At 61.6% G+C, this 25,013-nt stretch carries 31 protein-coding genes and 2 pseudogenes; 31 read left to right on the top strand and 2 right to left on the bottom strand.

Annotated features, from left to right (window positions below):
• Window positions 1-99 precede the first annotated feature (99 nt).
• The 30 genes and pseudogenes from Q1W15_RS00680 to Q1W15_RS00535 all read left to right on the top strand — a co-directional run bounded on the left by Q1W15_RS00680 (window position 100) and on the right by Q1W15_RS00535 (window position 22,338).
• Entirely contained in the window at window positions 100-564 is a 465-nt protein-coding gene (locus Q1W15_RS00680; protein WP_300719556.1) for an STY4534 family ICE replication protein, read from the top strand.
• Window positions 565-653: 89 nt separating this feature from the next.
• Window positions 654-947, top strand: a complete 294-nt coding sequence (locus Q1W15_RS00675; protein ID WP_300719554.1) for a hypothetical protein — start codon at window positions 654-656, stop codon at window positions 945-947.
• A gap of 166 nt (window positions 948-1,113) precedes the next feature.
• Complete coding sequence (locus tag Q1W15_RS00670) at window positions 1,114-1,431, top strand: hypothetical protein (protein ID WP_300719552.1); 318 nt, start codon at window positions 1,114-1,116, stop codon at window positions 1,429-1,431.
• A gap of 94 nt (window positions 1,432-1,525) precedes the next feature.
• Entirely contained in the window at window positions 1,526-1,996 is a 471-nt protein-coding gene (locus Q1W15_RS00665; RefSeq protein ID WP_300719550.1) for a hypothetical protein, read from the top strand.
• On the top strand, window positions 1,993-2,628 hold the full coding sequence (locus Q1W15_RS00660) for a hypothetical protein (protein ID WP_300719548.1): 636 nt from the start codon (window positions 1,993-1,995) through the stop codon (window positions 2,626-2,628). Before Q1W15_RS00665 ends, Q1W15_RS00660 begins: the two co-directional genes overlap by 4 nt.
• 3 nt (window positions 2,629-2,631) lie before the next feature.
• Window positions 2,632-3,378, top strand: a complete 747-nt coding sequence (locus tag Q1W15_RS00655; RefSeq protein WP_300719546.1) for a TIGR03759 family integrating conjugative element protein — start codon at window positions 2,632-2,634, stop codon at window positions 3,376-3,378.
• Window positions 3,375-3,926: a transglycosylase SLT domain-containing protein gene (locus tag Q1W15_RS00650; protein WP_300719610.1), complete on the top strand. Its 552-nt coding sequence runs from the start codon at window positions 3,375-3,377 to the stop codon at window positions 3,924-3,926. The genes Q1W15_RS00655 and Q1W15_RS00650 overlap by 4 nt, the downstream gene beginning before the upstream one ends.
• Window positions 3,923-4,342: an integrating conjugative element protein gene (locus Q1W15_RS00645; RefSeq protein ID WP_300719544.1), complete on the top strand. Its 420-nt coding sequence runs from the start codon at window positions 3,923-3,925 to the stop codon at window positions 4,340-4,342. The genes Q1W15_RS00650 and Q1W15_RS00645 overlap by 4 nt, the downstream gene beginning before the upstream one ends.
• Before the next feature lies 1 nt (window position 4,343).
• Window positions 4,344-6,353 (top strand): annotated as a pseudogene (gene traD / locus Q1W15_RS00640) (type IV conjugative transfer system coupling protein TraD); the annotation flags it as partial.
• Window positions 6,354-6,399: 46 nt separating this feature from the next.
• On the top strand, window positions 6,400-7,143 hold the full coding sequence (locus Q1W15_RS00635) for a TIGR03747 family integrating conjugative element membrane protein (protein ID WP_300719608.1): 744 nt from the start codon (window positions 6,400-6,402) through the stop codon (window positions 7,141-7,143).
• Window positions 7,144-7,179: 36 nt separating this feature from the next.
• Window positions 7,180-7,380 (top strand): annotated as a pseudogene (locus Q1W15_RS00630) (type II toxin-antitoxin system HicB family antitoxin); the annotation flags it as partial.
• A 170-nt stretch (window positions 7,381-7,550) separates the two neighbouring features.
• Complete coding sequence (locus tag Q1W15_RS00625) at window positions 7,551-7,892, top strand: RAQPRD family integrative conjugative element protein (protein ID WP_300719542.1); 342 nt, start codon at window positions 7,551-7,553, stop codon at window positions 7,890-7,892.
• Window positions 7,879-8,118 carry a TIGR03758 family integrating conjugative element protein gene (locus tag Q1W15_RS00620; protein WP_300719540.1) on the top strand — a complete coding sequence of 80 codons (240 nt, stop codon included), beginning with the start codon at window positions 7,879-7,881 and terminating at the stop codon, window positions 8,116-8,118. Before Q1W15_RS00625 ends, Q1W15_RS00620 begins: the two co-directional genes overlap by 14 nt.
• 11 nt (window positions 8,119-8,129) lie before the next feature.
• Window positions 8,130-8,468: a TIGR03745 family integrating conjugative element membrane protein gene (locus Q1W15_RS00615; RefSeq protein WP_300719538.1), complete on the top strand. Its 339-nt coding sequence runs from the start codon at window positions 8,130-8,132 to the stop codon at window positions 8,466-8,468.
• A gap of 12 nt (window positions 8,469-8,480) precedes the next feature.
• Window positions 8,481-8,873, top strand: coding sequence for a TIGR03750 family conjugal transfer protein (locus Q1W15_RS00610; protein ID WP_300719536.1), 393 nt, complete (start codon window positions 8,481-8,483; stop codon window positions 8,871-8,873).
• Window positions 8,870-9,529 (top strand): PFL_4703 family integrating conjugative element protein, encoded by a 660-nt coding sequence (locus Q1W15_RS00605; RefSeq protein WP_300719534.1) that lies wholly within the window; start codon window positions 8,870-8,872, stop codon window positions 9,527-9,529. Before Q1W15_RS00610 ends, Q1W15_RS00605 begins: the two co-directional genes overlap by 4 nt.
• Window positions 9,526-10,365, top strand: a complete 840-nt coding sequence (locus Q1W15_RS00600; RefSeq protein ID WP_300719532.1) for a TIGR03749 family integrating conjugative element protein — start codon at window positions 9,526-9,528, stop codon at window positions 10,363-10,365. Before Q1W15_RS00605 ends, Q1W15_RS00600 begins: the two co-directional genes overlap by 4 nt.
• Window positions 10,355-11,737: a TIGR03752 family integrating conjugative element protein gene (locus Q1W15_RS00595; protein WP_300719530.1), complete on the top strand. Its 1,383-nt coding sequence runs from the start codon at window positions 10,355-10,357 to the stop codon at window positions 11,735-11,737. The genes Q1W15_RS00600 and Q1W15_RS00595 overlap by 11 nt, the downstream gene beginning before the upstream one ends.
• Window positions 11,718-12,134, top strand: coding sequence for a TIGR03751 family conjugal transfer lipoprotein (locus tag Q1W15_RS00590; protein ID WP_300719528.1), 417 nt, complete (start codon window positions 11,718-11,720; stop codon window positions 12,132-12,134). Before Q1W15_RS00595 ends, Q1W15_RS00590 begins: the two co-directional genes overlap by 20 nt.
• On the top strand, window positions 12,134-14,956 hold the full coding sequence (locus tag Q1W15_RS00585; protein ID WP_300719526.1) for a conjugative transfer ATPase: 2,823 nt from the start codon (window positions 12,134-12,136) through the stop codon (window positions 14,954-14,956). Before Q1W15_RS00590 ends, Q1W15_RS00585 begins: the two co-directional genes overlap by 1 nt.
• A 64-nt stretch (window positions 14,957-15,020) precedes the next feature.
• Entirely contained in the window at window positions 15,021-15,332 is a 312-nt protein-coding gene (locus Q1W15_RS00580) for a type II toxin-antitoxin system RelB/DinJ family antitoxin (protein WP_300719607.1), read from the top strand.
• Complete coding sequence (locus Q1W15_RS00575) at window positions 15,329-15,646, top strand: type II toxin-antitoxin system RelE/ParE family toxin (protein WP_300719524.1); 318 nt, start codon at window positions 15,329-15,331, stop codon at window positions 15,644-15,646. Before Q1W15_RS00580 ends, Q1W15_RS00575 begins: the two co-directional genes overlap by 4 nt.
• A 268-nt stretch (window positions 15,647-15,914) precedes the next feature.
• Window positions 15,915-16,391: a hypothetical protein gene (locus Q1W15_RS00570; RefSeq protein ID WP_300719522.1), complete on the top strand. Its 477-nt coding sequence runs from the start codon at window positions 15,915-15,917 to the stop codon at window positions 16,389-16,391.
• A gap of 272 nt (window positions 16,392-16,663) precedes the next feature.
• Complete coding sequence (radC, locus tag Q1W15_RS00565; RefSeq protein ID WP_300719520.1) at window positions 16,664-17,167, top strand: DNA repair protein RadC; 504 nt, start codon at window positions 16,664-16,666, stop codon at window positions 17,165-17,167.
• 64 nt (window positions 17,168-17,231) lie between these two features.
• Window positions 17,232-17,489: a DUF1778 domain-containing protein gene (locus Q1W15_RS00560; RefSeq protein WP_300719518.1), complete on the top strand. Its 258-nt coding sequence runs from the start codon at window positions 17,232-17,234 to the stop codon at window positions 17,487-17,489.
• Between the two features lie 299 nt (window positions 17,490-17,788).
• Window positions 17,789-18,088, top strand: a complete 300-nt coding sequence (locus tag Q1W15_RS00555) for a hypothetical protein (protein ID WP_300719516.1) — start codon at window positions 17,789-17,791, stop codon at window positions 18,086-18,088.
• A gap of 110 nt (window positions 18,089-18,198) precedes the next feature.
• Window positions 18,199-19,134 carry a TIGR03756 family integrating conjugative element protein gene (locus Q1W15_RS00550; protein ID WP_300719514.1) on the top strand — a complete coding sequence of 312 codons (936 nt, stop codon included), beginning with the start codon at window positions 18,199-18,201 and terminating at the stop codon, window positions 19,132-19,134.
• Window positions 19,135-19,137: 3 nt separating this feature from the next.
• Window positions 19,138-20,505: an integrating conjugative element protein gene (locus Q1W15_RS00545; RefSeq protein WP_300719512.1), complete on the top strand. Its 1,368-nt coding sequence runs from the start codon at window positions 19,138-19,140 to the stop codon at window positions 20,503-20,505.
• Window position 20,506: 1 nt separating this feature from the next.
• On the top strand, window positions 20,507-20,833 hold the full coding sequence (locus Q1W15_RS00540) for a hypothetical protein (RefSeq protein ID WP_300719510.1): 327 nt from the start codon (window positions 20,507-20,509) through the stop codon (window positions 20,831-20,833).
• Window positions 20,830-22,338, top strand: coding sequence for a conjugal transfer protein TraG N-terminal domain-containing protein (locus Q1W15_RS00535; protein WP_300719508.1), 1,509 nt, complete (start codon window positions 20,830-20,832; stop codon window positions 22,336-22,338). Before Q1W15_RS00540 ends, Q1W15_RS00535 begins: the two co-directional genes overlap by 4 nt.
• Before the next feature lies 1 nt (window position 22,339).
• Here the strand turns inward: Q1W15_RS00535 and Q1W15_RS00530 are convergent, their stop codons facing one another.
• Window positions 22,340-22,690 (bottom strand): DUF3742 family protein, encoded by a 351-nt coding sequence (locus Q1W15_RS00530; protein ID WP_300719507.1) that lies wholly within the window; start codon window positions 22,688-22,690, stop codon window positions 22,340-22,342.
• Window positions 22,691-22,916: 226 nt separating this feature from the next.
• On the opposite strand from Q1W15_RS00530, the gene mobH reads away from it, so the two are divergent.
• Window positions 22,917-24,521, top strand: a complete 1,605-nt coding sequence (gene mobH, locus Q1W15_RS00525) for a MobH family relaxase (RefSeq protein ID WP_300719505.1) — start codon at window positions 22,917-22,919, stop codon at window positions 24,519-24,521.
• Window positions 24,522-24,569: 48 nt separating this feature from the next.
• Here mobH and Q1W15_RS00520 read toward each other — a convergent pair.
• Window positions 24,570-25,013, bottom strand: a 444-nt coding sequence (locus Q1W15_RS00520) for a transposase (RefSeq protein ID WP_300719503.1), incomplete at its 5' end; no start/stop codon positions are given.

Below are 25,013 nucleotides of genomic sequence, written 5' to 3'. Positions count from 1 at the left end.
CTGATCCTCCCCGCCAGTCCAGCGCTGGCATCCGACCCGTGGGGCCACGTCCCGACGGGGCGTCTCCACGTTCATGTCCTATCGAACCAGGAGACTGTCATGTCCCACTCATCTGCCGTCGCCAGCGAGGCGACCTACTTCGATCTGCACACTCAGGGTCTGGGTTACCTCAACCGTATCCGTGAGGTCACCCCCAGCCGCGGCAAGGCGTTTCTGGCCTGCACCATCGCCGCACTCAACGGCCCGACCGAGGCACCGGAGTACCGCTACTTCGATGTCACCGTCTGCGGTGCCGAGGCCCAGCAATTGGTCAACCGTTATGCCGAAGCTGTCGATCAGGGCCACAAGGTGCTGATGGGCTTTCGCCTCGGCGATCTGTGGACCGATCTGTTCCGCTACAGCCGTGGCGACAAGGCCGGAAAAACCGGCGTCAGCCTGAAGGCCCGGTTGTTGTTCATCAGTTGGATCAAAGTCGATGGGCAACTGGTGTATCAGGCCCGACCCAAGGCTGAACCTGAAGCCGGCGCAACCAAACAAGCTGCGAATGCACCGGCAACGGCCTAATCCCTCAAGAACCCGTGTTCTTTTCATCCATCCGACGGCGTCACGACGCGCGCGTTGTGGCGCCGGCGCACGCTTTGGAGGAATCCATCATGGAGACCGCATGTTCTACCACCCCGCGCTTTACGCCGGGCATGATCGTCGCTACGCAAGGGGTTCAGGCCCTGATCGAGCGCAACACCTTCAACCCCATCCACTACCTGCAGCGCCACCTCGACGGTGACTGGGGCGATGTCGATCCCGAGGACTGGGAGGCCAATCAGTCCGCACTGGAGCACGGCGATCGCCTGCTGTCGGTCTACCGCATCACCGATGAGGTGACGTTGTGGATCGTCACCGAGTGGGATCGCTCGGTAACGACGATGCTGCTTCCTAGCGAGTATTAGCCCCAAAAAACAGCATCGGCCCCTATGGGGCCGATGCCTTAATGACTCCACGCTGGTCGCATCACTGTTAAATATGACAGTAGCGAAATGCCATCGCCTTTCTCTAGCCTGTGCGGCTTTATGAACAACATCGTCATTAATCGCGATGATAAGCAGGAAGCGCTTCATGAACCATACATTGCCCAAGATTAGACCGTCCCACCTGGCACTCGCCATGGTGCTGTGCACTGCGCCCGTGCAGACCCGAGCAGCCAACACCGACTGCGGGGCAGACAAGGCCATGCGGATATACCCCATTGGTAGCACAACGGTTGGTGATGACGCCTATGCCAACGCAGCCGGCATCCGCAAATACAGGGTACGAATCATCAAAAACGCGGACAGCCCCGGTGCCAACAAACGTATCTTCAACGTCACCATTCCTGCCCGTCTCACCATTTTGGCGGATACCAAGAACACCGTAACCGCCATGACATGCCAATGATCAGCCTTCAAAACCGGTAGGTGATCAGCGCGCTTTACGGGCTGAAGACACGCCGTTTGCACGTCAGAGTGCTCCCGTCTTTTGGGAGCCCATCATGTTTATATCCGGTACTGACCGTTGTTTCGTTGTCGCCATAGTGTCCGCCTTACTGGTCAGTTGCAGCTGCGCACCTGCCCCGATGGCAGTGATTGAACGTGTTTCATCTGTGCAGCCGTCCAGGGTCCCAACGGTTGCGCGAGGCCGCTACACCCTGATCGAACTGCGCCCCGAGCTGCAGCAGCAAGACCTGCAACAGCAGATCATCAACCTACACATCCCCGCCTCTGCTTCGACCACCGTCGGCGATGCCATGCGCTATGTGCTGCGCCACTCGGGCTACCGGCTGTGCGAAGGCGATCCAGCGCTGGCGACCTTATGGGCCCTGCCCCTGCCGGCGGCCCATCTGCAACTCGGCCCGCTGCCGCTCAACCAGACGCTGCAACTATTGGCAGGTAGCGCATGGCGACTGTCGGTGGATGAACGCACACGGCAGGTCTGCTTTATCGACGGAGAGGTTCAGCCATGAGCTCAACGCCCCTCAACAGCCCGCGCTTGACTCGTTTGATAGTGGTCGCATGGCTGGCCTTGCTCAGCATCGCCGTGGTCATGCTCGCGCTTTCCCTGAACCGCCTGGATGCACAGCGCCGTCAGGACGCACCCGACGCGCAGATTGCCGAGCTGCAAACCCGCGCCTTGGCGCTGGAGGCGTTCCGCACGGCCGTCGAGGCCGCACCTGCGGTGGTGACCGAAAGCGATTTCCAGCAGATGCGCGAGCACTGGCAGCAACAGTGGGATGGCCTGAAACGGCGTCAGCAGGACTTTGCCAGCGCTACCGAACTGGCTGTACTGCAAGGCCGTTTGGCCACCCTGGCGCAACAGGTCAGCAGCGCCAAGCCAGTCGTAAAAAAGCCGCGCGCCCACGCTGCCAAGCCACGCTCCGCGCCGACAACTCTGACCTTCCAAGTCCTCGGCGTGGAGTCGCGCGGCGGTGAACGCTTTCTGGCCATCCAGCCCAATGACACGGCCGGACTGGCCTCCGTCCACCTGCTCCGAGTCGGCGAAACCGAAGGCCGCTGGCAACTGGAAGCACTGGGCTCGCGAACCGCGCACTTTCGGATCGACCATCAAACGCGGCACCTACTGCTGCCCCAGGAGTAAGCCATGGCCAAGCAGACACCCTCCCGCGCCAAGCCCGCTCTGGCTGCCGCCGTCCTGGCCGCCCTGTTGATCGGACTAGACTCGACCTTGGCCGGTGGCGAAGCCACCAGCGACACCCGCCTCAGCCAACAACGCGCCAGTCGCGAAGCCCGCAGCGATGAACAACTGGCCCAGGACTGGGGTCTGCAAGCCGAAGACTGGGTGCGCTACCGGCAGCTACAGCAGGGGCCGCTGGGTGTCTACTCGCCGAATTTGGACCCGTTGACCGCACTCGGCATCGAGGCGCGCAGTGACGACGAACGCCGTCGCTTTGCCGAACTGCAGGTGCGCGCCGAATCAGCGCGGGTGACCAAGGAACTGGCCTATCAGCGCGCCTATGACCAGGCCTGGAAGCGACTGCACCCAACGCTGCAAGTGGTCACGCTCACCGGGGCCACCCATAGCAGCCCCGTGCAGTTGCAGGGCAATGGCCGTCTGGCGCTGTTTATCGAGGACAATTGCATGACCTGCACCCTGCAGGTCAAGAAACTGCAGGCGGCGGGCCGTGACTTCGACCTGTATATGGTCGGCAGCAATAACGACGATGCCCGCCTGCGGCAGTGGGCGCAGCGGGTGGCACTGGATCCGCGCAGCGTGCACGAGCGTCGGGTCACCCTCAATCACGACGCAGGCCGCTGGAACAGTTTGGGCGTGGCGGGAGACCTACCGGCGCTAGTGCGCGAGGTGAATGGACAATGGCAACGTCAATGACCGGCCACTGCGCGGCGCTGGTACTGATCCCCGCACTGCTGGATCCCACCGTGCTGGCCGCACGCGAGCTGCCGCCACCGGCGTATCAACTGGCCGCGGCGCAGGCCCAGGTACCGCCCAATCTGCTATATGCCGTGGCCCTGCAGGAAAGCGGACGCAGCCTTCGCGGGCGCGTGGTGCCATGGCCGTGGACGCTCAATGTCGCCGGGCAATCCCGCCGCTACGCCACGCAGCGCCAAGCCTGTGCCGATCTGCGCCAGGTCTTGCGGGTCACGCCCGCGACGCGGGTGGATGCGGGACTGGGGCAACTCAATGTCGGCCATCAACGCCACCGCGTGCGTCAGCCCTGCGAACTGCTGGAGCCCTACCGCAACCTGCGCCTGGCCGCGACCATCCTGCGCGAACAGTACGATCCCGACCAAGGCTGGTTGATGGCAGCCGGGCGTTATCACAGGCCCGCGGGCGGCGCGCCGGCCATGCGTTACCGGCAACGTGTCGGGCGGCATCTGGCCCGTGTCGCCGCGTCCGTGCAGGAAGGGCAGCCATGAAACGCCTGGTAATGATCGCTCTGCTCAGCCTGCCGGGCATCGCGGCTGCGCTCGAAGAATCCGACGACCTGCCGCCTATGAGCTACGACGAAGCCGCCCTGCTGCCGATCCGCTCACCCTCGCTGCGCCCCGGCCCGGTGGAACCGCGAGCGAACAACCTGCCCGGCATCACCGCGTTGTTCCTGATCGGCGATGACCCGCGCTCCCACGCCTGGCTGCAACAACGCCTGCCCGAACTACAGCGCCTTGGCGCCGCCGGGCTGGTGGTCAATGTCGAATCAGCAGTTGCATTGCAAGCCCTGCGCGACCGCGCCCCCGGCCTGAGCCTGACTCCGGTGCCCGGCGATGACCTGGCCCAACGGCTGGGCCTGAGCCGCTACCCGGTGCTGATCACCGCCACGGCGATCGAGCAATGACATGGTTCAGACCGTCGAAGTACTGCTGCGCCCGGCGGTGGAGCTGTACACCGTCGCGGTGTGTGCGGGCAGCGCGTTGCTGTGTCTGGCCGCTCCCTGGGCGCTGGCGCTCAATGCGGAAATAGGCCTGGGGGGAGCGCTGGCGTTTATCGGGTTTGGCGCAATCCGCCTGCGGCAGGCTTGGTTGATCCTGCGCTACCGCCGCAACATCCGCCGCCTGCCCCGCTACGCCCTGCGCGACAATCAGATCCCGGTCAGCCAGGAACGGCTGTTCCTTGGCCGCGGCTTCCGCTGGGAGCCGCACCACACGCACCGCCTGCTGCAAACCTACCGTCCGGAGTTCCGCCACTATGTCGAAGCGCCCTGGCGACTGCGTTATGCGCGACACCTGGAACAGCGTCTGGAGTTTGCCCCTCATCCCTTACCCCATCTGGCGCGGCTCACCGCCTGGGACCACCCACTGAACCCCGTACGCCCCTTGCCCGCCGTAGGCGGCCTGCCCCGCCTGCACGGTGTAGAACCCCATGAAGTGGAGGTCAGCCTGCCCCTGCGCGAGCGGGTCGGCCACACCCTGGTGCTCGGCACCACCCGTGTCGGCAAGACCCGCCTGGCCGAACTGCTGATCGCCCAGGACATTCGCCGTGGCGAAACCTGCATCGTGTTCGACCCCAAGGGCGATGCCGATCTGTTCAAGCGCGTCTATCAGGAATGCCGGCTCTGCGGCCGGCTGGACACCCTGTATGTCTTTCACCTGAGCTGGCCCGACAGTTCGGCGCGCTACAACGCCGTGGGCCGCTTCGGCCGCATCACCGAAGTGGCCAGCCGCATCGCCGGGCAGCTCTCCAATGAAGGCAACAGCGCCGCCTTCCGCGAGTTCGCCTGGCGCTTCGTCAACATCATCGCCCGCGCCCTGGTCGAGCTCGGTCACCGTCCGGACTACCTGCTGATCCAGCGCCATGTGGTCAACATCGACACACTGTTTATCGAATACGCCCAGCACCTGTTCGCCCACAGCGCGCCCAAGGCCTGGGAAGCCATCGTGCAGATCGAAGACACGATCAACGAGCGCAACACGCCACGGCATATGCTTGGCCGCGACCGCCGGGTGGTGGCGATCGAGCAATACCTGACCCAGATGCCCCTGTTCGACCCCGTGCTCGAAGGCCTGCGCAGCGCCGTGCGCTATGAGCGCACCTTCTTCGACAAGATCGTCGCCTCGCTGCTGCCCCTGCTGGAGAAATTGACCAGCGGCCGCATCGCCCAACTGCTGGCCCCGGACTACGCCGACCTCAACGATCCCCGACCGATCTTCGACTGGATGCAGGTGGTGCGCCAACGGGCGGTGGTCTACGTCGGCCTGGATGCCCTGTCCGACGCCGAGGTGGCCGCCGCCGTCGGCAATTCAATGTTCGCCGACCTGGTATCGGTCGCCGGTCATCTCTACAAGTTCGGCTTGGACGACGGCCTACCCGGCGCAGAAAACCGCCCCATGGCTCCGATCAACGTGCACGCCGATGAGTTCAGCGAACTGATGGGCGACGAATTCATCCCCATGGCCAACAAGGGCGGCGGTGCCGGGGTACAGGTCACTGCCTACACCCAGACCCTGAGCGATATCGAAGCCCGCCTCGGCAACCGCGCCAAGGCCGGGCAAGTGGTGGGCAACTTCAACAATCTGATCATGCTGCGGGTACGCGAAACCGCCACCGCCGAACTGCTGACCCAACAACTGCCCAACGTCGACATCGCCAGCATCTCCCCCATGAGCAGTGCCACCGACAGCTCCGACCCGCAAGGCCGCACCGCCTTCACCTCCAGCAGCATGGACCGCATCACCACCACCAGCGTGCCGCTGCTAGAGCCCGCGCATATCGTCGCCCTGCCCAAAGGCCAGGCGTTTGCCATGCTGGAAGGCGGCACGCTGTGGAAGTTGCGTATACCGCTGCCGGTCCACCAGCCCGAGGATGGTTTGCCCGACGACCTGCGCGCACTGACCGAACATATGCGCCGGCAGTGCTCCGACGATGACACCACCTCAAACCGTGCAACCCACGACCATGCGTGACCCGGCCAGCGTCGCCCAGCAGCAACAGGCCCGGCAGCAAGGACTCGTCGCGGCATTGATCACCCTGCCATTGCGCTTTCTCGGTGTGCTGCTCGGCTCCCTGCTGCTGTGCCTGCTGATCGAACTGATCGGCCTGCACCTGTTCTGGCCGGAGCAAGGCTGGCGGCATGCGCAGGGCATGATGAATTTTGAACTACAACAACTCTCGACCCACTTTACCCGTAGCGTGGTGGTGCAGGCACCGGGGCAAAGCGCCTACCGGCTAGTGGCCTGGCTGCACCAGACCCTGTTGCTAGACAGTGGATTGCTGGACTGGCTTATACGCATGAACGAGAAGGCGCAGGCTGCCAATCCTGCGGCCGGCTTCAACGCCACCCTCGCCCACGCCGTGGTGTACCTGGAGCGTTACGTACTGGCCGGATTTTACACCACGGCGACCTTTCTTCTGCGCCTGCTGGTGTTGGCCATGACCCTGCCGCTGTACATACTGGCGGCGCTGACTGGCTTGGTGGATGGACTGGTACGGCGAGACCTAAGACGCTTCTGCGCCGGGCGCGAATCTGGTTTTCTCTACCACCGGGTACGGGAGACGATCTTGCCGCTGGCAGTGCTGCCGTGGGTGGTGTACCTGGCATTGCCGGTGAGTTTGCATCCGCTGTGGATAGTGTTGCCGACCACGGTAATGGTGGCGTTAGCTGTGGATGTCACAGTGGGCAGCTTTAAAAAATACCTTTGAGGCTTAGGTGTTCGATCGGATCGATGTCGGTTGCTGTTTCATGAAGCGGTGGATGATTATCTAGAGACCTGCCTGAAGCTCGGCCACAAACCGGAAACACCTTGCAAAGGCTCGTTCAATGTTCGTGTTGGCCATGATCTGCACATGGCTGCCGCGCTGGCAGCCAGCCGCAAGAACGTGACACTGAACGATCTGACTCGTCAGACGCTGAATGACTATCTGGAGCAGCACGCTTGAGAAGTACTGCGTCAATGCTACAAGTTGCCCCTTGATCCACAAGCCCACCCTTGCGGTACTCCCCACCGCGCTGCTCGCAAAAAAAAGGACTAAGGCTTGCGCCCATTTGAAGCTGCAGCAGGCTGATGAACACCGCAGCATCTGCCCTTCAACTCCAAGGGTTACGGCAGATGCACACACCCCAATCGGGCAGTTGGCACGCTGTGTTTTGCGCGATGGTCCTCCTGCTAGCACCTCCCTTAGCAAAGTCGTCTGATACGACGCAGGAACCCGCGTGCCTGGCGGACCTGATCCGCCAACTCGACCTGATAGAACGCTTGGCCGAAGACAGCGCCCGCCTCCCCCGCGACGACACCTTACGCTACCACTTCGACTACAACCGCTTTCGCGATGATGTACAGCGCATGCGCCAAGGCATCCGTGACCATTTGAGCCCGCAACGCGCACAGCCGCGAGATCCGCTGCCGTTGTCCGCAGAATATCGCCGAGAGGCCGATCATGAGCCTGAGTAACGAGCAAAGCGCCGCCTTTTTGGCTCACGGCGGATTTACACCCGCTGCCAGTGCGTCGCTGTTGATCGCGATGGTGTTTGCCGTGCTGCTGGTCTGGGGCGTATGGGCGTTGCGCACGGCGTATATCGGCTGGGCCGAGCGCAGGCTGACCCAACGTCAGTTACTGGGCGTCGCCGTACGGTTCATCGCTATGTATTTAGCGTTGACCTACTTCCTGCTGTCTTGAGGGCGTCTGCTATGAAGCATTTCGGCCCGCCCACTTTCATTTTACTTGCGCCAGTCATTTCACCAATACAGGCGCAGGGTGCGCTGCCGTCGCTGGAAGATCCGTCCCGAGGTGCTGGCGACGGCATCCTGATCACGATGCAAAACTATGGCTACGACATCGTGATGCTGGTGGCGTTGCTGGTGATCGCCTCGATGTTCATCGGGGTCTGTTACCACGCCTATACGACCTATTCGGAGATCCACGCCGGGCGCAAGACCTGGGGTCAATTCGGCCTGACCGTGGCAGTGGGTGCGTTGTTGCTGGTGGTCGGAATCTGGCTGCTGACCAAAGCCACCGGCATCTTGTAGGGAGTGCCCAGCATGCACAGCGCCGCACGTTCTGATCAGACCCTGACCTTTTTACCCCATCGCCTGAACCGCCAGCCGGTAGTGGTACGCGGGTTGACCGCTGATGAACTGTGGGCCTGCACCGGCATCAGCGCGATGCTGGGATTGCTCGCCGGATTGCCGCTGGCCTGGCTGAGCCGCAGTGTGGCGATGGTGCCAACGTTGATGCTGGTCGCGGTGGCATGCGGGGTGTTTTTTGGCGGAGGTCTGCTGCGCCGGCAGAAACGCGGGCGGCCTGATGCCTGGCTGTATCGGCAGTTGCAATGGATGCTGTGTCAGCGCTATCCCCTGCTGGGCCGCTACTTAGGCGGTGAAGGCTTGATCCTGCGCTCGGGGGCCTGGAGCACCCGTCGGACCCGGGCATGAGCCGCTTCAAGAATGAGGTCACGCACCTGCAGGCCCATGTGCGCACTTTACGCTGGGGCGGCGCGGCATTGCTGGCGTTGACAGCACTACTGGCCGTCGGCTGGTGGAGCGCGCCGCGCGACTTGACGATCCATATCCCGCCGGATCTGCGCTCGGGCAGTGTGCGCAAATGGTGGGAGGTGCCGCCCGGCACGGTGTACAGCTTTGCCTTCTACATCTTCCAGCAGCTCAACCGCTGGCCCACCAATGGCGAGGACGATTATCCGCGCAATATCCGGGCGCTGTCTTCATACCTGACCCCGGCCTGCCGGGGGTTTCTGCTCGATGAAGCCGCCCGCCGTCGTGACAGCGGCGAGCTGCGCCAACGGGTGCGCGGGGTCTACGAGATTCCCGGTCGTGGCTATGGCGACAAGCCGATGGCACGGGTCAAGGCACTGTCCGACGACGATTGGATCGTCACCCTGGACCTGAGCGCCGATGAGTACCACGGCGCCGAGCAGGTCAAGCGGGCGCTGGTGCGCTACTCGCTGAAGGTGGTGCGACTGGACATCGACCCGGAACGCAATCCCTTCGGTCTGGCGCTGGACTGCTACAGCGAAGCGCCGCAGCGCATTGCTCGCGCGCCCGATGACAACCGCGAGGAACCTTCACCATGAAACGATGCCTGTGCGGCGCCCTGCTCTTGCTAGTCACCCCACTGGCCAGCGCCGTGGAGATTCTGCGCTGGGAACGCCTGCCTCTGGCAGTACCGCTACAGGTCGGCCAGGAACGCGTGGTGTTTATCGAGCGCAACGTCCGTGTGGGCACTCCCACCTCGCTACAAGGCAAGCTGCGGGTACAGAGTGCCGGCGGCGCACTGTACCTGCTGGCCAACGACACAATTGCGCCCAGCCGTTTGCATCTGCAGGACGCCGACGACGGCACGCTGATCCTGCTGGACATCGCCGCCGAACCCGTCAAGGCCGGAGAGTCGCCACTGGAGCCGGTACGAATTGTCGAGGCTGAACGGGCCACACCCCGCGAAGAGGTGGGCGCCCCTGCTGAACGCCCTGTGCCACCGACGCCATTGCCGGTGGCGCTGACCCGCTATGCCGCACAGAGCCTGTACGCGCCGCTACGCACCGTCGAGCCAGTCCAAGGCTTGGGGGCGGTGCCTCTGCGTGATGACCTGGTGCTGGACACCTTGATGCCGGAACGGCCGCTCACCTATCGGGCACTGGCCGCGTGGCGGCTGGAGGATCTGTGGGTCACGGCGGTGCGCCTGCGCAATACCTCATCACACTGGATCGAACTGGATCCACGTCGGCTGCAAGGGGATTTCATCGCGGCCACCTTCCAGCACCCCGACCTTGGCCCTAAGGGTGAAGCCACCGACACCACCGTGGTGTACCTGGTGACCCGAGGCCATGGCCTGGCCGGATCGCTGCTGCCCGCAATCAGCCCGGTGGATGCGGCATTGAATCTGCCCCGGAGCCGCGACGATGAAGAGTAACGGCCTGCTCAAGTGGCTGATGCTGCCACTGATCCTGTTGCTGCTGTATGTGGGCATAAAGTGGGCCGGATCATCACGCGAGGGTGCAGGTGACGGCACCCGCGTCGACCCGCTGACCCGTGACGAAATGCAGGCGCTGGGCATTGAGGGCGACACCCCGCGCGACACGGTCGCCACGCTGGTGGCACAGGTCAAACAGCTGCGCGGCGAATTGCAGGGCGCGCTGAAAGCCAACCAACAGGAGAAGGCCGAGAACGAGCGCCTGCGTCAGCGCGAGGGCACGATTGAACAGCGCGTACAGAGCGCGCTGCAGGACGGACGCGAGCAGTTGAGCGAGACCCAACGCCAGACCAGCGGCCTGATCGAGGATCTGCAGCGGCGGTTGGAGTCGATGGGCACCACCGATCTGCCCGTGGGCCTGGGGCTAGAAGACGGCGATGGCCAAGGCTTGATACGTGATTCGTTGATCTGGGTCGAGCCGCAGGATGGTCGTGATCCCAACGCCAAGCCACGCAAGCCGGTGGCCTTCCCTACCTCCTTTGGCCCCGCGCAAAAGCCGCTCGAAGACACCGCCGCCCGACTCGACGCAGCGGGCAAGGCGTTGCAGGGGAAAGCCGCATTGCAACCGGTCTACACCGTGCCGGCCAATGCCACGTTGATGGGCTCGGTGGCGATGACGGCGCTGATCGGCCGCGTGCCGGTGGATGGCACGGTCAACGACCCCTATCCGTTCAAGGTGCTGATCGGCCCGGACAACCTGACCGCCAACGGCATCGACCTGCCGGACGTGGCCGGCGCGGTGGTCAGCGGCACGGCCTCGGGGGACTGGACCCTGTCGTGCGTGCGTGGGCAGATCCGCTCGCTGACCTTTGTGTTCCGCGACGGCACAGTCCGCACCGTGCCCTCGAAGGGCTCCAAACGTGAGGCTGAAGGCGACGAACAAGACAGCGATACCCGCCAGGGGCTGGGCTGGATCAGTGACCCGTATGGCATTCCCTGCGTGACTGGTGATCGGCGCAGCAACGCCCAGCAGTACCTGGGCTCACAGGCGCTGATCACCGCTGCAGGTGCCGGGGCGGCGTCATTGATTCAGGGCAACAACAGCATGACCTATACCAGCCCCGGTAATCCGCTGGGCACGGTGGGCATCACCACCAACGAGGCGCTGGGGCGGATTCTGGCCGGGGGCGTGCAAGAGATGGCGCAGTGGGTCAACAAGCTCTATGGCCAGGCGTTCGCCGCGGTGTATGTGCAGCCCGGCGCCAGGGTCGCTGTGCATATCGAGCGGGCGATCAATGTCGACTACAGCCCGAGCGGGCGCCGGGTCGATCACAAGCAAGGAGACAACGGCCATGTCGTTGAACTGGATTAAATCCGCGCTGCTGTCCGCTTTGCTGGTGCTGAGCGGCTGCGCTACCGACCCGGAAAAACTGCTGCCCCATGGCGATGCGACCATGCTGGACATCTGGAACCAGCAGACGGCAGGCGGTAGCGATGCATCTAGCCGCAGGCTGCTCGACGCCCGGCAGCCCCTGCGCCGACCCTTACAAGCGCCCGTGCCGGTGATCGATCAAACCGGTTACACCCGTACCGCACAGAGCGAGATTTACCGCCAGTTCCAGCGCCTGCCCAACCCGGATCTGGTGCTGTATGTGTTCCCGCACCTGAGCGGCAGCGAGTCGGTGCCGGTGCCCGGTTACAGCACCGTCTTCCCGCTGTACCAACGGGTGCAGTACGCCTTGCCCGGCGAACGGGTCGAGGATTACTGATGAAGCGCGTGCACCGTCAGCCGGGCGATGCCTGGCAGCGCTATCTGGCGCGGTTGCGCGGCCGGGGCATTCCCGCGCCGGGGCGTGATAACGCTCGCCGCCCAGCCACCCGTGCCGACGAACAACGCCTGTATGCCGCCCCGCCCTCCTTCGTCGATCTGCTGCCCTGGGTCGAGTACCTGCCCGGTTCGCAGAGCTTGCTGCTGGAGGACGGTCAGTCAGTGGCGGCGTTTTTCGAACTGAGCGCGGTCGGCACCGAAGGCCGCGAAGACGAGTGGCTGTGCACCGTGCGCGACGCACTGGAAAACGCTTTGCAGGACAGCTTCGATGAGCTGGATCAGCAGCCGTGGGTGGTGCAGCTGTATGCCCAAGACGAGACTGATTGGGACGCGTATCTGCACGGGCTACAGGCTTATCTGCAGCCACGGGCGCAAGGCACCGCGTTCAGTGATTTTTATTGCCGCGTGATGCGGCATCACCTGCAGGCCGTGTCCAAGCCCGGCGGCCTGTTCGAGGACAGCACCGTCAGCCACCTGCCCTGGCGCGGCCAGAACCGTCGCACGCGCTTGGTGGTTTATCGGCGCACGGCGGGCACACCGTCACGGCGAGGCTTGCCCGCGGAAGCCGCGCTGACCGCCGTCTGTGAACGCCTGCTCGGCGGGCTCGCCAATGCCGGTATTCATGCGCGCCGCCTGGATGGCGTGGCGATCCACGCCTGGCTGCTGCGCTGGTTCAACCCTAACCCGCCATGGCTGGGTACGGACGCCGAGGCACGCAGACGGTTCTATCGCCTCGCCAAACTGCCTCAAAGCCCTGCCGCTGACGAACTGGAACTGGCCAGCGGTACCGACTTCGCCCAGCGCCTGTTCTTTCGCCAACCGCGCTCAGACACACCACACGGCGTGTGGTGGTTCGATGAACAACCGCATCGGCTCATCAGCGTGGATCGGCTACGCAGCCCGCCGGGCATTGGTCACCTGACTGGCGAGACGGCCAAGGGCGGCGATGCCTTGAACGCGGTGTTCGACCAACTGCCGGAAGGCACCGTGCTGTGCCTGACCCTGGTCATTACCCCACAGGATCGGCTGGAAGCCCAGCTCAATCACCTGAGCCACAAATCCGTGGGCGATACGCTGGATTCGCAACAGACCCGCGAGGATGTCGAGCAGGCCCGCAGCTTGATCGGCCGTTCGCACAAGCTCTATCGCGGCGCGTTGGCGTTCTACCTGCGCGGCCACGACCTGCCCGAACTGGACGCCCATGGCCTGCAACTGGCCAACGCCTTGCTCAACGCTGGCCTGCAACCCGTGCGTGAAGAAGACGAGGTAGCCCCACTCAACAGTTACCTGCGCTGGTTACCCTGCGTGTTCGATCCAGAGCAGGACAAACGCCAGTGGTACACGCAACTGATGTTCGCCCAGCACGCGGCCAATCTCGCCCCGGTCTGGGGCCGCAGCGAAGGCACCGGCCACCCCGGCATCACCCTGTTCAACCGCGGCGGTGGGCTGATCACTTTCGATCCGTTGAACCGCCTCGATCGGCAGATGAACGCGCACCTGTTCCTGTTCGGCCCCACCGGCTCGGGCAAGTCAGCAACCCTGAACAACCTGCTCAACCAGATCACCGCGATCTACCGACCCCGACTGTTTATCGTCGAAGCCGGCAACAGCTTCGGCCTGTTTGCCGACTTCGCCCAGCGCCTGGGCCTGAGCGTGCACCGGCTCAAACTGGCCCCCGGCGCCGGAGTCAGCCTGGCCCCCTTCGCCGATGCAAGGCGGCTGATGGACAACCCCAGCGAGGTCAAAACGCTGGACGCCGAAGCGCTGGACGACGACAGCACCGAACAGGAAGACGAGCGCGACGTACTGGGCGAGCTGGAAATCACTGCCCGCCTGATGATCACCGGCGGCGAGGACAAGGAAGAACAACGCCTGACCCGCGCCGACCGCAGCCTGATCCGCCAGAGCATCCTCGACGCCGCCCGCCTCTGCACCCAGCAACAGCGTACGGTACTGACCGAAGATGTGCGCAACGCCCTGCGCACTGCCGGCCAGGACCTGGGCCTGCCCGAATCGCGGTGCACCCGCCTGCTGGAAATGGCCGACGCCATGGACCTGTTCTGCCAAGGCAACGACGGCGAACTGTTCAACCGTGACGGCACGCCCTGGCCCGAGGCCGACGTAACCCTGGTGGACCTGGCCACCTATGCCCGCGAGGGCTACAACGCCCAGTTGTCGATCGCCTATATCTCGCTGATCAACACAGTCAACAACCTCGCCGAACGTGACCAGATGCTCGGCCGCCCGATCATCAACGTCACCGACGAGGGCCACATCATCACCAAAAACCCGCTGCTCGCCCCCTACGTGGTCAAGATCACCAAGATGTGGCGCAAGCTCGGGGCGTGGTTCTGGCTGGCCACGCAAAACCTCGACGACCTGCCCAAAGCCGCCGAACCGATGTTGAACATGATCGAATGGTGGATCTGCCTGAGCATGCCGCCGGATGAAGTAGAGAAAATCGCCCGCTTCCGAGCACTCACTCCGGCGCAGAAAGCCCTGATGCGCTCGGCGCGCAAGGAAGCTGGCAAGTTCAGCGAGGGGGTGATCCTGTCCAAGTCGATGGAGGTGCTGTTCCGCGCCGTGCCGCCCAGCCTGTACTTGGCCATGGCGATGACCGAGCCGGAAGAGAAGCATCAGAGACACCAATTGATGCAGGCACAGGGCATTGACGAGCTGGAGGCTGCGTTTCGGGTGGCGGCGCAGCTGGATCGATGCCGCGCAATTGAACCGCTGGTCACCCACCTGCCCGCAAAGGACTGAGCGCATGGAACTTGTCATGCACTTGCATTACATTTGCCTTGTGACCACTCTAGGAACCCTTGCCATGGCCAGTAATGCCCTGATCCAGACCCGCATCGACCCGGACGTGAAAGACCGCGCCACCGCCGTCCTGAACAGCCTTGGGCTAACCGTCTCCGACGCTGTGCGCATCCTGCTGACCCGTGTCGCCAACGAAGGTGCCCTGCCCCTTGGCTTCACCTCCGACCCCGAAACCTATGACGCCTGGTTCCGTGCAAAAGTGCAGGAAGCCCTGGACGACCCACGTCCGGCCATTGCCGCAGAAGACGTTGAAGCCCATTTCGCCAAACGCCGCGCCAAGGCCCAACGCAAACTGTTGGGCGGTGACACCCAGTGAAGCTGGAGTGGTCGCCGTGGGCCCTGAAGGATCGCGATGCGATCTTCGATTTCATTGAGCAGGACAACCCGCGTGCGGCCATCGACATAGACACCCTGATTGCCGAGCAAACCCAGCGCCTGATCCCGTTTCCAGAGAGCGGTCGAATCGGGCGTTGCGCCGGCACACGTGAACTGGTGGTCGATCGCACGCCCTACATCGTGGCCTACCAGATCTACGATGATCGTGTCCGCATTTTGCGGGTACTGCATGAGGCGCAGAGCTGGCCGCAGGATCTGCACGCAAGGAAACAAGCAAGTTCACCGAAGGGATAAACCTGCCCAATGAGCTGGAGGCGGCGTTTCGAGTGGCAGCAGAGATCGATCAAGCCAGGGCATTGATTCCGGAACGCAGGATTTGCCGCCCGTACAGGCAGATTGAAATTGACTGAACCGGTGCACCCGATGTTCTCCAACAACATCGACAGACATTGCCCCTGTCACAGGCGTTCACATAATTTCTCTCCCACCAACAGGCTGGCCGCTAATCTTTTCACTGCAGTTCAATACGCAGCCTTTCTCTTGCCTAAGCTGAGCCACACCTATGACCACCACAACTATTCGCATGTTATGCCTATTGCTGATGATGACCTCGCCTTTTAGCGCGCATGCTCACGAACTCGAATCGCTGACCCTGATTACCCTGGCCGATGGAACCCGTGGCACCAAGAACGCTATCGACCTCGGACCACCAGGCCCTTCGCAGGGTGACCTTTTCGTCTTCGACCAACCGCTGATGAACGAAGATCGGCAAGACATCGGTAGCAATAGTGGCTACTGCGTCAACACCCTGCCGAACTCACACAGTCAATGCCAATGGACGCTGCTGTTCACCGACGCCACAGGGAAAGTCGAAGGCACCCTTGTCGTGGCAGGCCAAGAACACGAAGAGGGCCTGTCAGTGGTCGCCGTGATCGGTAGCACCGGAAAATATGCTGGCTATGGCGGCGAAATGACTTCGCAACCCAACTCAGACGGCACCTTTACCCAGACACTGAAGCTCTCCCGCCCATCCTCTTGAAAAACGCAATGCGGCAGTTCCCATTGGCGCTGTGATCCAGTAAGCCTGCGCAGTTTACTGGGGGCCGAACGGCTCCATAGGACGCTTGTTTATGTCGTGGTGTCTGGCCCTGTCAGGCACCCGCCCAGGTGGTCGCGATCTTCAAGACCACGTCGCGCAGTCAGCGCGTTGATCCACCGTTCCTGCCGCCCAATGCCGGGCGCGCTTCTCATCACACCCTTGGGGTTCCTGCCCCTTGGGCCGGGACTCTGCCGTTTGTTCAGGAGATCCCCATGGACATTTGCAATCTCATCCCCGACGCCCCAGCGCCAGCCACCCCGTCCACTGCCCTGAGCGTCCAGGAAGAGCATCTGATTCATCACGCCTTGCGCGTGCTGGAGCAGCATCTCTTCAAACACGGGCCTTGCCTGATAGATCCACAGAGCGTGCGTGACTACCTGCGCCTGAAACTGGCCGGTGAAAAGAACGAAGTGTTTGCCGTGCTGTTTCTCGACAGCAAGCACCGTGTCCTTGCCTTTGAGCCCCTGTTTCAAGGCACTGTCGAAAGCGCCACGGTCTATCCGCGGCGCGTGGTGCAGCGGGCACTGGATCACAACAGTGCCGCCGTCATCCTGGTACACAACCATCCATCCGGTTGCACCCAACCCAGCAATAGCGACGTGATACTGACCCATGAATTGAAAAGACTGCTGGAAGGCATTCAAGTCCAGGTACTGGACCACTTCATCGTCGGCGAGGGCGAACCGTATTCTTTTGCCGAATCGGGCCGTCTTTAAGTGACGCTCGTAACTGCATACGCTACCTGCCAACACCCACTTATCGTCACTGGAGGTTCCGATGATGAGCAACATCAGATCGCGCAACTCCCGACTCATCCTGCACACCACCCCGCAACAAAACAGGGTGCTATGCAGGGCATCCAGGCAGGCCAACAAATCGCTGGCCAAGTTCATCCTCGACAGCGCTTGTCAGGTTGCCGAACAGACGTTGCTCAACGACGAAAAAGCCCAAGCCATTGCAGAGCTGCTAGACCGACCCGCACAGGACAATCCGGGCTTGAAAGACCTGCTGAGCCGTCCCGCTCCCTGGAGCACCTGATGCTCCGTGTCTACAGCCGTTGGATTTCAGCAACTTGCTGGAGTCCAACGGCTGTGGCGAACCTGCAAAGATTGGTTCGTTAAATCCATGATCGCGCCACAAGCGTAGGACGTAGCTGACAGAGGTATACGCCATCAGCGGTAAGCCTGCTCCTGATTTTTGCCTGCTGATTGTGAGAGCAAATTGACCTCCTTAGACTCTACTCGCCGTAGGGCAAAAACCTCACTCCACGACGAACAGTGCAACCTCTTTGCGAGAAAGAGCCTTGCCCATCGATCATGTCCAAGGAATCACCCTCTATGACAAGAACCTCCCGTGCCGCTCTTCTGCTGGTGCTGACCAGCGCTTTAGCAGCCTGTGCCAGTAAACCCAACGTACTGCAACTTCACAAAGTCACCGCCGAAGCAATCGGACTGGGCTCTACCGATGAACTGACCATGGGGCCGGTCACCAAGGGCAAGGAGGACTTTCTGGGGGGAGCCGAACTGACCTTCAAAGCCACCACGGCCAAGGGCCGCGTGTTCAACTGCTCAACCTTCATGACACCAGGCATCCTTCTGGATCCGCCGACGTACTCAAGGCTGACTTGCACCAAGTAAGCCCACACCCCTGATGCAATAGGGTCACACGCGACTGCGCATAGCAGCGCGACATCCGACCTCCATGGCGCTCAACTACCCCCTAAGTTTGCATACGGGTAGTTGTCTCCATGAATCATCGAGCCCTTTTTTGTCGTACGTCCCTGATCCTGCTGGCTATGTCCAGCAGCGCTTCAGCGATCGACAGCGCAACCCTTGTCACGTCCAGCCTGTCGCCAGCCTGCCTGGCCTACCGGGTGGTCGGGGTCTGCTACTGGCTGCGCTGTACGCCCTACGGTTGCCAGGTCAAGACCTCGGTCAAGGTTCGGCATTACGTGCCCGATGCCGTGGTGTCGAGCTATGCCGATACCGGTGCCAATCCGTGGCGCGAGGTGGCGCTGCTGAGCCCGGCCAATCCCAGCGCACAAGGCGGGGGCGACAGCACCACCAATCAGGCCCACGAAAACGCCCTGCTCACCTTCAAAAATGCCGATGTGATCGGCCATCCGGGCGCTCTGATTTTCAGCCGTTTTGCCAGCCAGTTCGGCTACAGCTGTGCCGGGGCCGGTTCGCCGTTGATGCCGTATCTGCTGAGCACCTTCGACAACCTGGCCTGGCGGCAGAACCTGCCCGAGATGCTCTACCCCGAAGCGCTGACGCCGGGCCGCCGTGAGGTCGGATCGATGGCGTCCGGCAATCTATGGGGGACGGTCTATCCACGCGGAGGATTCGTCCAGCAACCCGATGACCACAAGGCCGCCGCCGTGATCGCCCAGCGTGCCGGCGATGTCGTGACCCGTCGCGGCCAACCGCACCTGTACCAAGCATTGCTGGCCAAGGCCAAACCGGGCTACTGGCCTGCTACTGAACTGTTCGAAGGTGATGCCCAAAGTGGCCAATGGCAACCGCTGCAACCCGAGTTGTCGATGAGCTGCGCGGTGTTCCCGCACGCGGGCGCGCTGCCGCAGGCCGAGGACGGTGCCTATGCCTGGGCTTTGTGGCGGCCGTACAGCTGCTGCAAGCAACAGGGCCAGCTGTTTCTGGGCAGCACCGACTGGAGCGACTGAACGATGAACATTGCACGCCACTGTCTTCCTTCACTGCTTGGCCTCTGTCTCACCCTGATCGGCACGCCCGCCTCCAGCAATGATCAAAGCACCGGCATTCACGGCAGTGTGCTCGGTGACGACGTGCTGTACAGCATCGGCGGCGGACGCGCCGTGCCGATGGGCCCCGGCGCGAACATGCGCAGTCTGAGTATCGGCGTGGGCTGGAACAGCAACCTGATCTGTGGCGACATGAGCCTGGAAACCACGTTGCAGAACCAGTTGAACGGCATCACCAACGGCTTTCAGTCGATCATGAGCAACGTGATCCAGAACGCCACCAGCGCAGTGGCCTCGCTGCCTGCCATGGTCATCCAGCGGGCCAACCCCGGCCTGTACAACCTGCTGACCAACGGGATTTTGCAGGCCCGACTGGACTTCGATCGCTCCAAGACCACGTGCCGCGCCATCGCCAATCGCATGGCCGATATCGCCGGCGGGCAATCGGGCTGGGAGCAACTGGCCGAAGGCATGGCCTTGAAGGAGGCGCCCAACAAGACCGATGCGGTGGCCGCGATCGAACAGACCGAAGCCAAGCGCGGCAATCGGGGCGTGCCCTGGGTCGGCGGCGCGCAGGCCGGAGGTAGCGGCCAGGCACCCATCAAGGTCGTCAGCGATGTGACCCGCGCCGGTTACAACCTGCTCAATGGTCGCGGAGTGACCGACACCTCGCCGATCCCCCGCGCCAGCTGCGGCGGGCGTTTGAGCTGTCAGAGCTGGGCTTCGCCGCAGGCGGCGGCCGACTGGGCCAACCGCGTGCTGGGCGAACAGGTGCAGCGCACCTGCGAGGGCTGCAACAAGACCGACAGCACCGCTGGCACAGGGCTGACACCATTGATCCAGGATGAATACGACACCAAGCTCAGAGCGCTTCAAGATCTGATCAACGCACGCGTACCCACCACACTGGCCAATCTGGAGGCCGCCAGCAGCAACGCTTTACCGATCACTCGCGGGCTGATCGAGGCCTTGCGCGACGAACCTGATCAGGATCTGCTGGGCCAACGGTTGGCCTCTGAGGTGGCCTTGTCCAGCGTGCTGGAAAAAGCCCTGCTGCTGCAACGTACCCTGCTGACGGGGCGTCAGGAGCCCAATATTGCTGCCAATGCACTGGCACAGCAGGCCGTTGCTCAGGAAAGCGATTTACTGACCCTGGAAATTCAGAACCTGAAAATCGAACTAGAGATGCGACGTACGCTGCTGGCCAACGCTCCTAGCGAAATATTGAGGCGTAGCCAGACGCGTACCGAAAGCTCACGCGGTGTGTATCAGGGCGATCCCGTTCGCAATCGCGTTGAGCAAATCGAACGGCCTGTCGACGATAGTCGCTGATATGCACAAGCCCGACTTGAAGTATCTGCGACCCTTGAGTAATGGCCTCGCCTGGGCCCTATTGCTGTTGATGGCCGCAGTGATGATCAATGTGCTGGGCGATATGCAGTCCTGGCGCGATTGGGTCCGTGATCATGCACTGGGCTTGCTGCTATGGCGGATGGGGCTGTATGCCGCTCTGATATATGGCTGGTTGCGGATGCGCACGCGATTGCTGCTACGCGGGTCGGAAATCCGCCCTCGCCTGCGCCGTACTGAAGTAGCAGGCATCGCCGCGCTGGTGCTGCTGGAGGTCAGTAATATCCTGTCCGGTCTGGAGGCCCCATGAGCCTGAGCACCACTGACTATTTGGAGTATTACCTGACGCTGGTAGGCTGGATCGTCAACAACGGGTTGTGGCAGGTATTGGTCGCCAGCGGGGTATTCGCCCTGCCGTTTCTCGCCATCATCCTGCAGGAGTGGTTACGCGCCCGCGCCGAAGGTGCCGATGAAGGCAACAAGGGCGTGCTCTCGGCGATGAGAATTGAGAACCGGGTATGGGTGGCCATTGTGGTGATCCTGTTCGCCGGCATCCCGTTTATACCGGTAGATCTGAACACCCTACAGTTCGACGAAAGCCGATCAAACCAGTGTCAGGTGCGCGTCGCATCCCCCAGTGAAACCGGCTGGAGCAATGCATTCACGACCCTGAACAACCAAAGCGCCGAAGTGCCCGTGTGGTGGTTCTTTATCCATTCGCTGTCCAAGGCCGTGACAGGTGCAGCGGTTGCGTCCATCCCTTGCGGGGTCGATCTTCGACAGATGCGCATGACCATCGACAGTGCACGAATCAATGACCCCTTGCTGGCCCAGGAAATCGCCGACTTTACCCGTGATTGCTACGCACGTGCTCGCGCACGGCTGTTTATGGATCGTCCACGGCTGAACGACGATCAGATGAACGATGTCGCCTGGATCGGCTCTCGCTACTTTCTCGACAACCCGGACTTCTACGATCGCTATCGCTCCAGCACACCGCGACTTTCCTGGCCATATGAGGCAAACCGCGATGCAGGACTGGCACAGGTGCCCGGTGGTGGAGGCTACCCCAGCTGCCAGCAATGGTGGGCAGACAAAGACCTCGGCTTGCGCCCACGCTTGCTGCTGCAAGTGGATGCACCTGTGCTTACCCGCCTCGCGCGCTGGGCCGGTTTCGTATCCCGCAGTCAAGTCGATGATGCAGTAATTCGCGCCATTGTCGCGCCCAGACAACAAGCGATGAATCTCGGCCAGGTGTATAGCGATTACGGCGGCCAAGTGGAAAAAAGCATCGACAACATGATCACCCGTACTGCTGCCAATGTGGGTCTGACGGTAGGTTCATTGGGGGTTTTTCCGGCCATGGACGTAGTGCGCCAGGCGCTGCCGATGGTGCTGTCGTTCCTGAAAATGGCCCTGGTTATTTGCCTGCCGCTGGTGCTGGTGATCGGCACCTACGACCTGAAGACCCTGGTGACCGCCAGTTGCGTGCAGTTCGCACTGTTCTTCGTCGACTTCTGGTTTCAGCTGGCACGCTGGATCGATAGCACCATCCTTGATGCGCTCTATGGCAGCGCTGCGTCGCAAAACGACTTCAGTGTGCTTTTCGGATTGAATGACTCGTTCGGGGATATGTTGCTGAATTTTGTGATGGGAACGATGTTTTTGGTGCTTCCTGCATTCTGGATAACAGCACTTGCCTGGTCGGGTGTACGAGCCGGGAACCTGCTTCAAGGCCTTTCAGACGGTACAAGAGAATCCGGAAATGCCGCTGCCAAAGGAGCAAGCACCTCGATCAACGCAGCCAAGAGGTAGATCACTCGTCATCAAAGCGAGGGTCAGGATCATCGTTATAGTTTTTCGGGTCGTAATATAGGGTCTTGCGGTGATCAACATCGTGTTGGCCGTACTCACCTTCTGGCACAGCGGTTTTAGGCACCAGAACGATCGCCAAGACAAATAACAGCAACCAAAACGACAAAGTAAACAACGCAATAATCAGCGCAACACGTACGGACCAACTCAGCAGAAAAACGATCACCGTAGGCACCTGCTTGGCACGTAGCCAATTCCACAAGCGGCGTTCCTGATTAACGCCTCTACGGCAGTTATTACCCAACCAGCGTCCAAAACGCTCAGCCTTACTGCTGTTGGGATAACGAGTCATGGCATTCACCTCTACAGCAGCGGGCTTTTCAGCACCTCATAGTGGAAGGATATGCTCCAACAAATACCACACCTGCTCTGCTTTTTGCGTGCCACTTATCAGCCAAAAATGGCCCAAAAGGCCGAAATGGCTGGGGCAAAAGGCACAACGGAAGGGACGCTAATAGGAAAGGCCATATCCCGAAAAGGCAAAGGGTATTGCCACGCCCTGCACTACGGAGGTCGCCATGTTTCGCTGGCTCCCACACTGGAAAAAAGAATCTACAGCGCAATCCGACACTCACACCGAAGCGCCGCACCACTGGTGCCACCCACAATCCCCTGAAGAACTGCTGGCACCACCCCATCGACAAGCACTGCTGGAGCAAATCTGGCAGCGTACCGCCGTTTCACCTGCACAATTTGCAACGCTCTACCGTGGGCCATTGGCGCGTTACGCCGAACTGGTGCAACTCTTCCCCGCCTCCGAGAGCCATCACCACGCCCATTCCGGTGGACTACTGGATCACGGCCTGGAAATCGTGGTGTGCGCATTGAAACTGCGCCAGTCATATCTGCTGCCACCGGGCACCCCGCCAGAGGTCCAGACCCAGCAGGCCGAGGCCTGGACCGCTGGCATCGCCTACGCTGCATTGCTGCACGATATTGGCAAACTGGTAACCGACTTGCTGGTGGAAGACTGCGATGGCCAGCATTGGCACCCCTGGCACGGCCCACTGCGTAAGCCCTACCGCTTCCGACACAATCCGCAGCGGCAATATCGCCTGCATGGCGCGTCAACAGGACTGCTAGCTATTGCAGTACTCGGTCGCGAACCTCTGGATTGGCTCAGCGGTTTCCCGCAACTATGGGCCATGATGCTCCCCGCCCTCGCTGGCCAGCATGAGCACACCGGTATTCTGGGCGAACTGGTGATCCGCGCAGACCAGGCTTCCGTCGCCCAGGCCCTAGGTGGCGATCCCGTTCAAGCTCTTGCAGCACCTCGACACGCGCTGCAACGCAAGCTACTTGAAGGCCTACGCTACCTGGTGCGTAACGAATTCAAGCTTAACCAGCCCGAAGCATCGGACGGCTGGCTAACCGAAAGTGCCCTGTGGCTGGTCAGCAAGACCGCTTCGGACAAACTGCGCGCTCACCTGTTGTCCCAAGGCATCAGTGGGATCCCCGAACGCAACACCACCCTGTTCAACATCCTGCAAGAACATGAACTGGTAATGGAAAGCCCTACAGGGAAAGCCATCTGGAGAGCGACCGTGCACAGCGACAGCGGCTGGACTCAGACCTTTACCCTGCTCAAAATGGCACCGTCCTTGATCTGGGAGACAGAGCAACTACCTACGCCATTTGTGGGTAGTGTCGTGATGGAAGTAGGCACAGCCGCTGAAACAACCGATTTTCCTGCAGCAAACAACGAGTCAACTCCACAGGAGCCTCATGGCGTACAGTTCGTCAAATGGTTGCTCGATGGCCTGCGCCAACAACGCCTGACCCTGAACGACGCTAAAGCCCTTCTGCACACGGTCGACGGAACCCTGTTTATGGTCAGTCCCGGGATCTTTCATCGTTACCTGCAGGAACACCCAGAAATCACCCAAGGCTTGAAGCACGAAGCCTCAAGCGATTGGCAATGGCTGCAAAAGCAGTTCGAACACTTGGGGATGCACCGCAAGCGCTCCGACGACCTAAACTTATGGACCTGCGAAGTACACGGCCCCCGTAAGGGCAGGCGCTTGCATGGCTATCTCCTGCTTCACCCACAGCACATTTTGCCGGATGTGCCATTCGACAATCCTTATCTGACATTGATCTCTTCTGAGAAACAGCCAAAGTGAAGTGTTGTCGCTTCAAGGGTAACCGTCCGGGCATCCCATCTTGCGCAACTAAGTCGGTTGCCAACGATGTGGCAGTAGTTCCTGAATCTCACTTGCCCGCTGCGTCGGCAGCCGAGCGAAAACGTCCTTTAGGTAGGCATACGGATCATGTCCGTTGAGCTTGGCCGACTGGATCAGGCTTATCAGCGCAGCAGCGCGTTTGCCACTGCGTAACGACCCTGCGAAGAGCCAGTTTTTACGCCCAAGAGCCCAAGGCCTGATTTGGTTCTCGCACCAATTGTTATCAATGGGTACAGCCCCGTCATCGAGGTAGCGCGACAGCGCTGCCCAGCGCTTGAGGCTGTAATCCAAGGCTTTGGTGATGGCCAACCCTTCAAACACAAGCTCGCGCTGGGCGATCATCCAGGCATGCAAGGTCTGCATCAGCGGGGCTGCTTTTTCCTGGCGTATTCGTCGTCGCTCATCATGCTCCAGGTCTCGAACTTCACGCTC

Origin of the sequence: Pseudomonas sp., assembly GCF_030150285.1 — a bacterium.
In the GTDB taxonomy this organism is placed as follows: Bacteria; Pseudomonadota; Gammaproteobacteria; order Pseudomonadales; family Pseudomonadaceae; genus Aquipseudomonas.
This window is presented reverse-complemented; position numbering and strand designations above follow the sequence as displayed.

What these genes read in the sequence shown, in the direction of transcription:
- Q1W15_RS00680 (WP_300719556.1), top strand. Translation starts at nt 100, where the DNA reads ATGTCCCACTCATCTGCCGTCGCCAGCGAGGCGACCTACTTCGATCTG.
- Q1W15_RS00675 (WP_300719554.1), top strand. Translation starts at nt 654, where the DNA reads ATGGAGACCGCATGTTCTACCACCCCGCGCTTTACGCCGGGCATGATC.
- Q1W15_RS00670 (WP_300719552.1), top strand. Translation starts at nt 1,114, where the DNA reads ATGAACCATACATTGCCCAAGATTAGACCGTCCCACCTGGCACTCGCC.
- Q1W15_RS00665 (WP_300719550.1), top strand. Translation starts at nt 1,526, where the DNA reads ATGTTTATATCCGGTACTGACCGTTGTTTCGTTGTCGCCATAGTGTCC.
- Q1W15_RS00660 (WP_300719548.1), top strand. Translation starts at nt 1,993, where the DNA reads ATGAGCTCAACGCCCCTCAACAGCCCGCGCTTGACTCGTTTGATAGTG.
- Q1W15_RS00655 (WP_300719546.1), top strand. Translation starts at nt 2,632, where the DNA reads ATGGCCAAGCAGACACCCTCCCGCGCCAAGCCCGCTCTGGCTGCCGCC.
- Q1W15_RS00650 (WP_300719610.1), top strand. Translation starts at nt 3,375, where the DNA reads ATGACCGGCCACTGCGCGGCGCTGGTACTGATCCCCGCACTGCTGGAT.
- Q1W15_RS00645 (WP_300719544.1), top strand. Translation starts at nt 3,923, where the DNA reads ATGAAACGCCTGGTAATGATCGCTCTGCTCAGCCTGCCGGGCATCGCG.
- Q1W15_RS00635 (WP_300719608.1), top strand. Translation starts at nt 6,400, where the DNA reads ATGCGTGACCCGGCCAGCGTCGCCCAGCAGCAACAGGCCCGGCAGCAA.
- Q1W15_RS00625 (WP_300719542.1), top strand. Translation starts at nt 7,551, where the DNA reads ATGCACACACCCCAATCGGGCAGTTGGCACGCTGTGTTTTGCGCGATG.
- Q1W15_RS00620 (WP_300719540.1), top strand. Translation starts at nt 7,879, where the DNA reads ATGAGCCTGAGTAACGAGCAAAGCGCCGCCTTTTTGGCTCACGGCGGA.
- Q1W15_RS00615 (WP_300719538.1), top strand. Translation starts at nt 8,130, where the DNA reads ATGAAGCATTTCGGCCCGCCCACTTTCATTTTACTTGCGCCAGTCATT.
- Q1W15_RS00610 (WP_300719536.1), top strand. Translation starts at nt 8,481, where the DNA reads ATGCACAGCGCCGCACGTTCTGATCAGACCCTGACCTTTTTACCCCAT.
- Q1W15_RS00605 (WP_300719534.1), top strand. Translation starts at nt 8,870, where the DNA reads ATGAGCCGCTTCAAGAATGAGGTCACGCACCTGCAGGCCCATGTGCGC.
- Q1W15_RS00600 (WP_300719532.1), top strand. Translation starts at nt 9,526, where the DNA reads ATGAAACGATGCCTGTGCGGCGCCCTGCTCTTGCTAGTCACCCCACTG.
- Q1W15_RS00595 (WP_300719530.1), top strand. Translation starts at nt 10,355, where the DNA reads ATGAAGAGTAACGGCCTGCTCAAGTGGCTGATGCTGCCACTGATCCTG.
- Q1W15_RS00590 (WP_300719528.1), top strand. Translation starts at nt 11,718, where the DNA reads ATGTCGTTGAACTGGATTAAATCCGCGCTGCTGTCCGCTTTGCTGGTG.
- Q1W15_RS00585 (WP_300719526.1), top strand. Translation starts at nt 12,134, where the DNA reads ATGAAGCGCGTGCACCGTCAGCCGGGCGATGCCTGGCAGCGCTATCTG.
- Q1W15_RS00580 (WP_300719607.1), top strand. Translation starts at nt 15,021, where the DNA reads ATGGCCAGTAATGCCCTGATCCAGACCCGCATCGACCCGGACGTGAAA.
- Q1W15_RS00570 (WP_300719522.1), top strand. Translation starts at nt 15,915, where the DNA reads ATGACCACCACAACTATTCGCATGTTATGCCTATTGCTGATGATGACC.
- radC (WP_300719520.1), top strand. Translation starts at nt 16,664, where the DNA reads ATGGACATTTGCAATCTCATCCCCGACGCCCCAGCGCCAGCCACCCCG.
- Q1W15_RS00560 (WP_300719518.1), top strand. Translation starts at nt 17,232, where the DNA reads ATGAGCAACATCAGATCGCGCAACTCCCGACTCATCCTGCACACCACC.
- Q1W15_RS00555 (WP_300719516.1), top strand. Translation starts at nt 17,789, where the DNA reads ATGACAAGAACCTCCCGTGCCGCTCTTCTGCTGGTGCTGACCAGCGCT.
- Q1W15_RS00550 (WP_300719514.1), top strand. Translation starts at nt 18,199, where the DNA reads ATGAATCATCGAGCCCTTTTTTGTCGTACGTCCCTGATCCTGCTGGCT.
- Q1W15_RS00545 (WP_300719512.1), top strand. Translation starts at nt 19,138, where the DNA reads ATGAACATTGCACGCCACTGTCTTCCTTCACTGCTTGGCCTCTGTCTC.
- Q1W15_RS00540 (WP_300719510.1), top strand. Translation starts at nt 20,507, where the DNA reads ATGCACAAGCCCGACTTGAAGTATCTGCGACCCTTGAGTAATGGCCTC.
- Q1W15_RS00535 (WP_300719508.1), top strand. Translation starts at nt 20,830, where the DNA reads ATGAGCCTGAGCACCACTGACTATTTGGAGTATTACCTGACGCTGGTA.
- Q1W15_RS00530 (WP_300719507.1), bottom strand. Translation starts at nt 22,690, where the DNA reads ATGACTCGTTATCCCAACAGCAGTAAGGCTGAGCGTTTTGGACGCTGG.
- mobH (WP_300719505.1), top strand. Translation starts at nt 22,917, where the DNA reads ATGTTTCGCTGGCTCCCACACTGGAAAAAAGAATCTACAGCGCAATCC.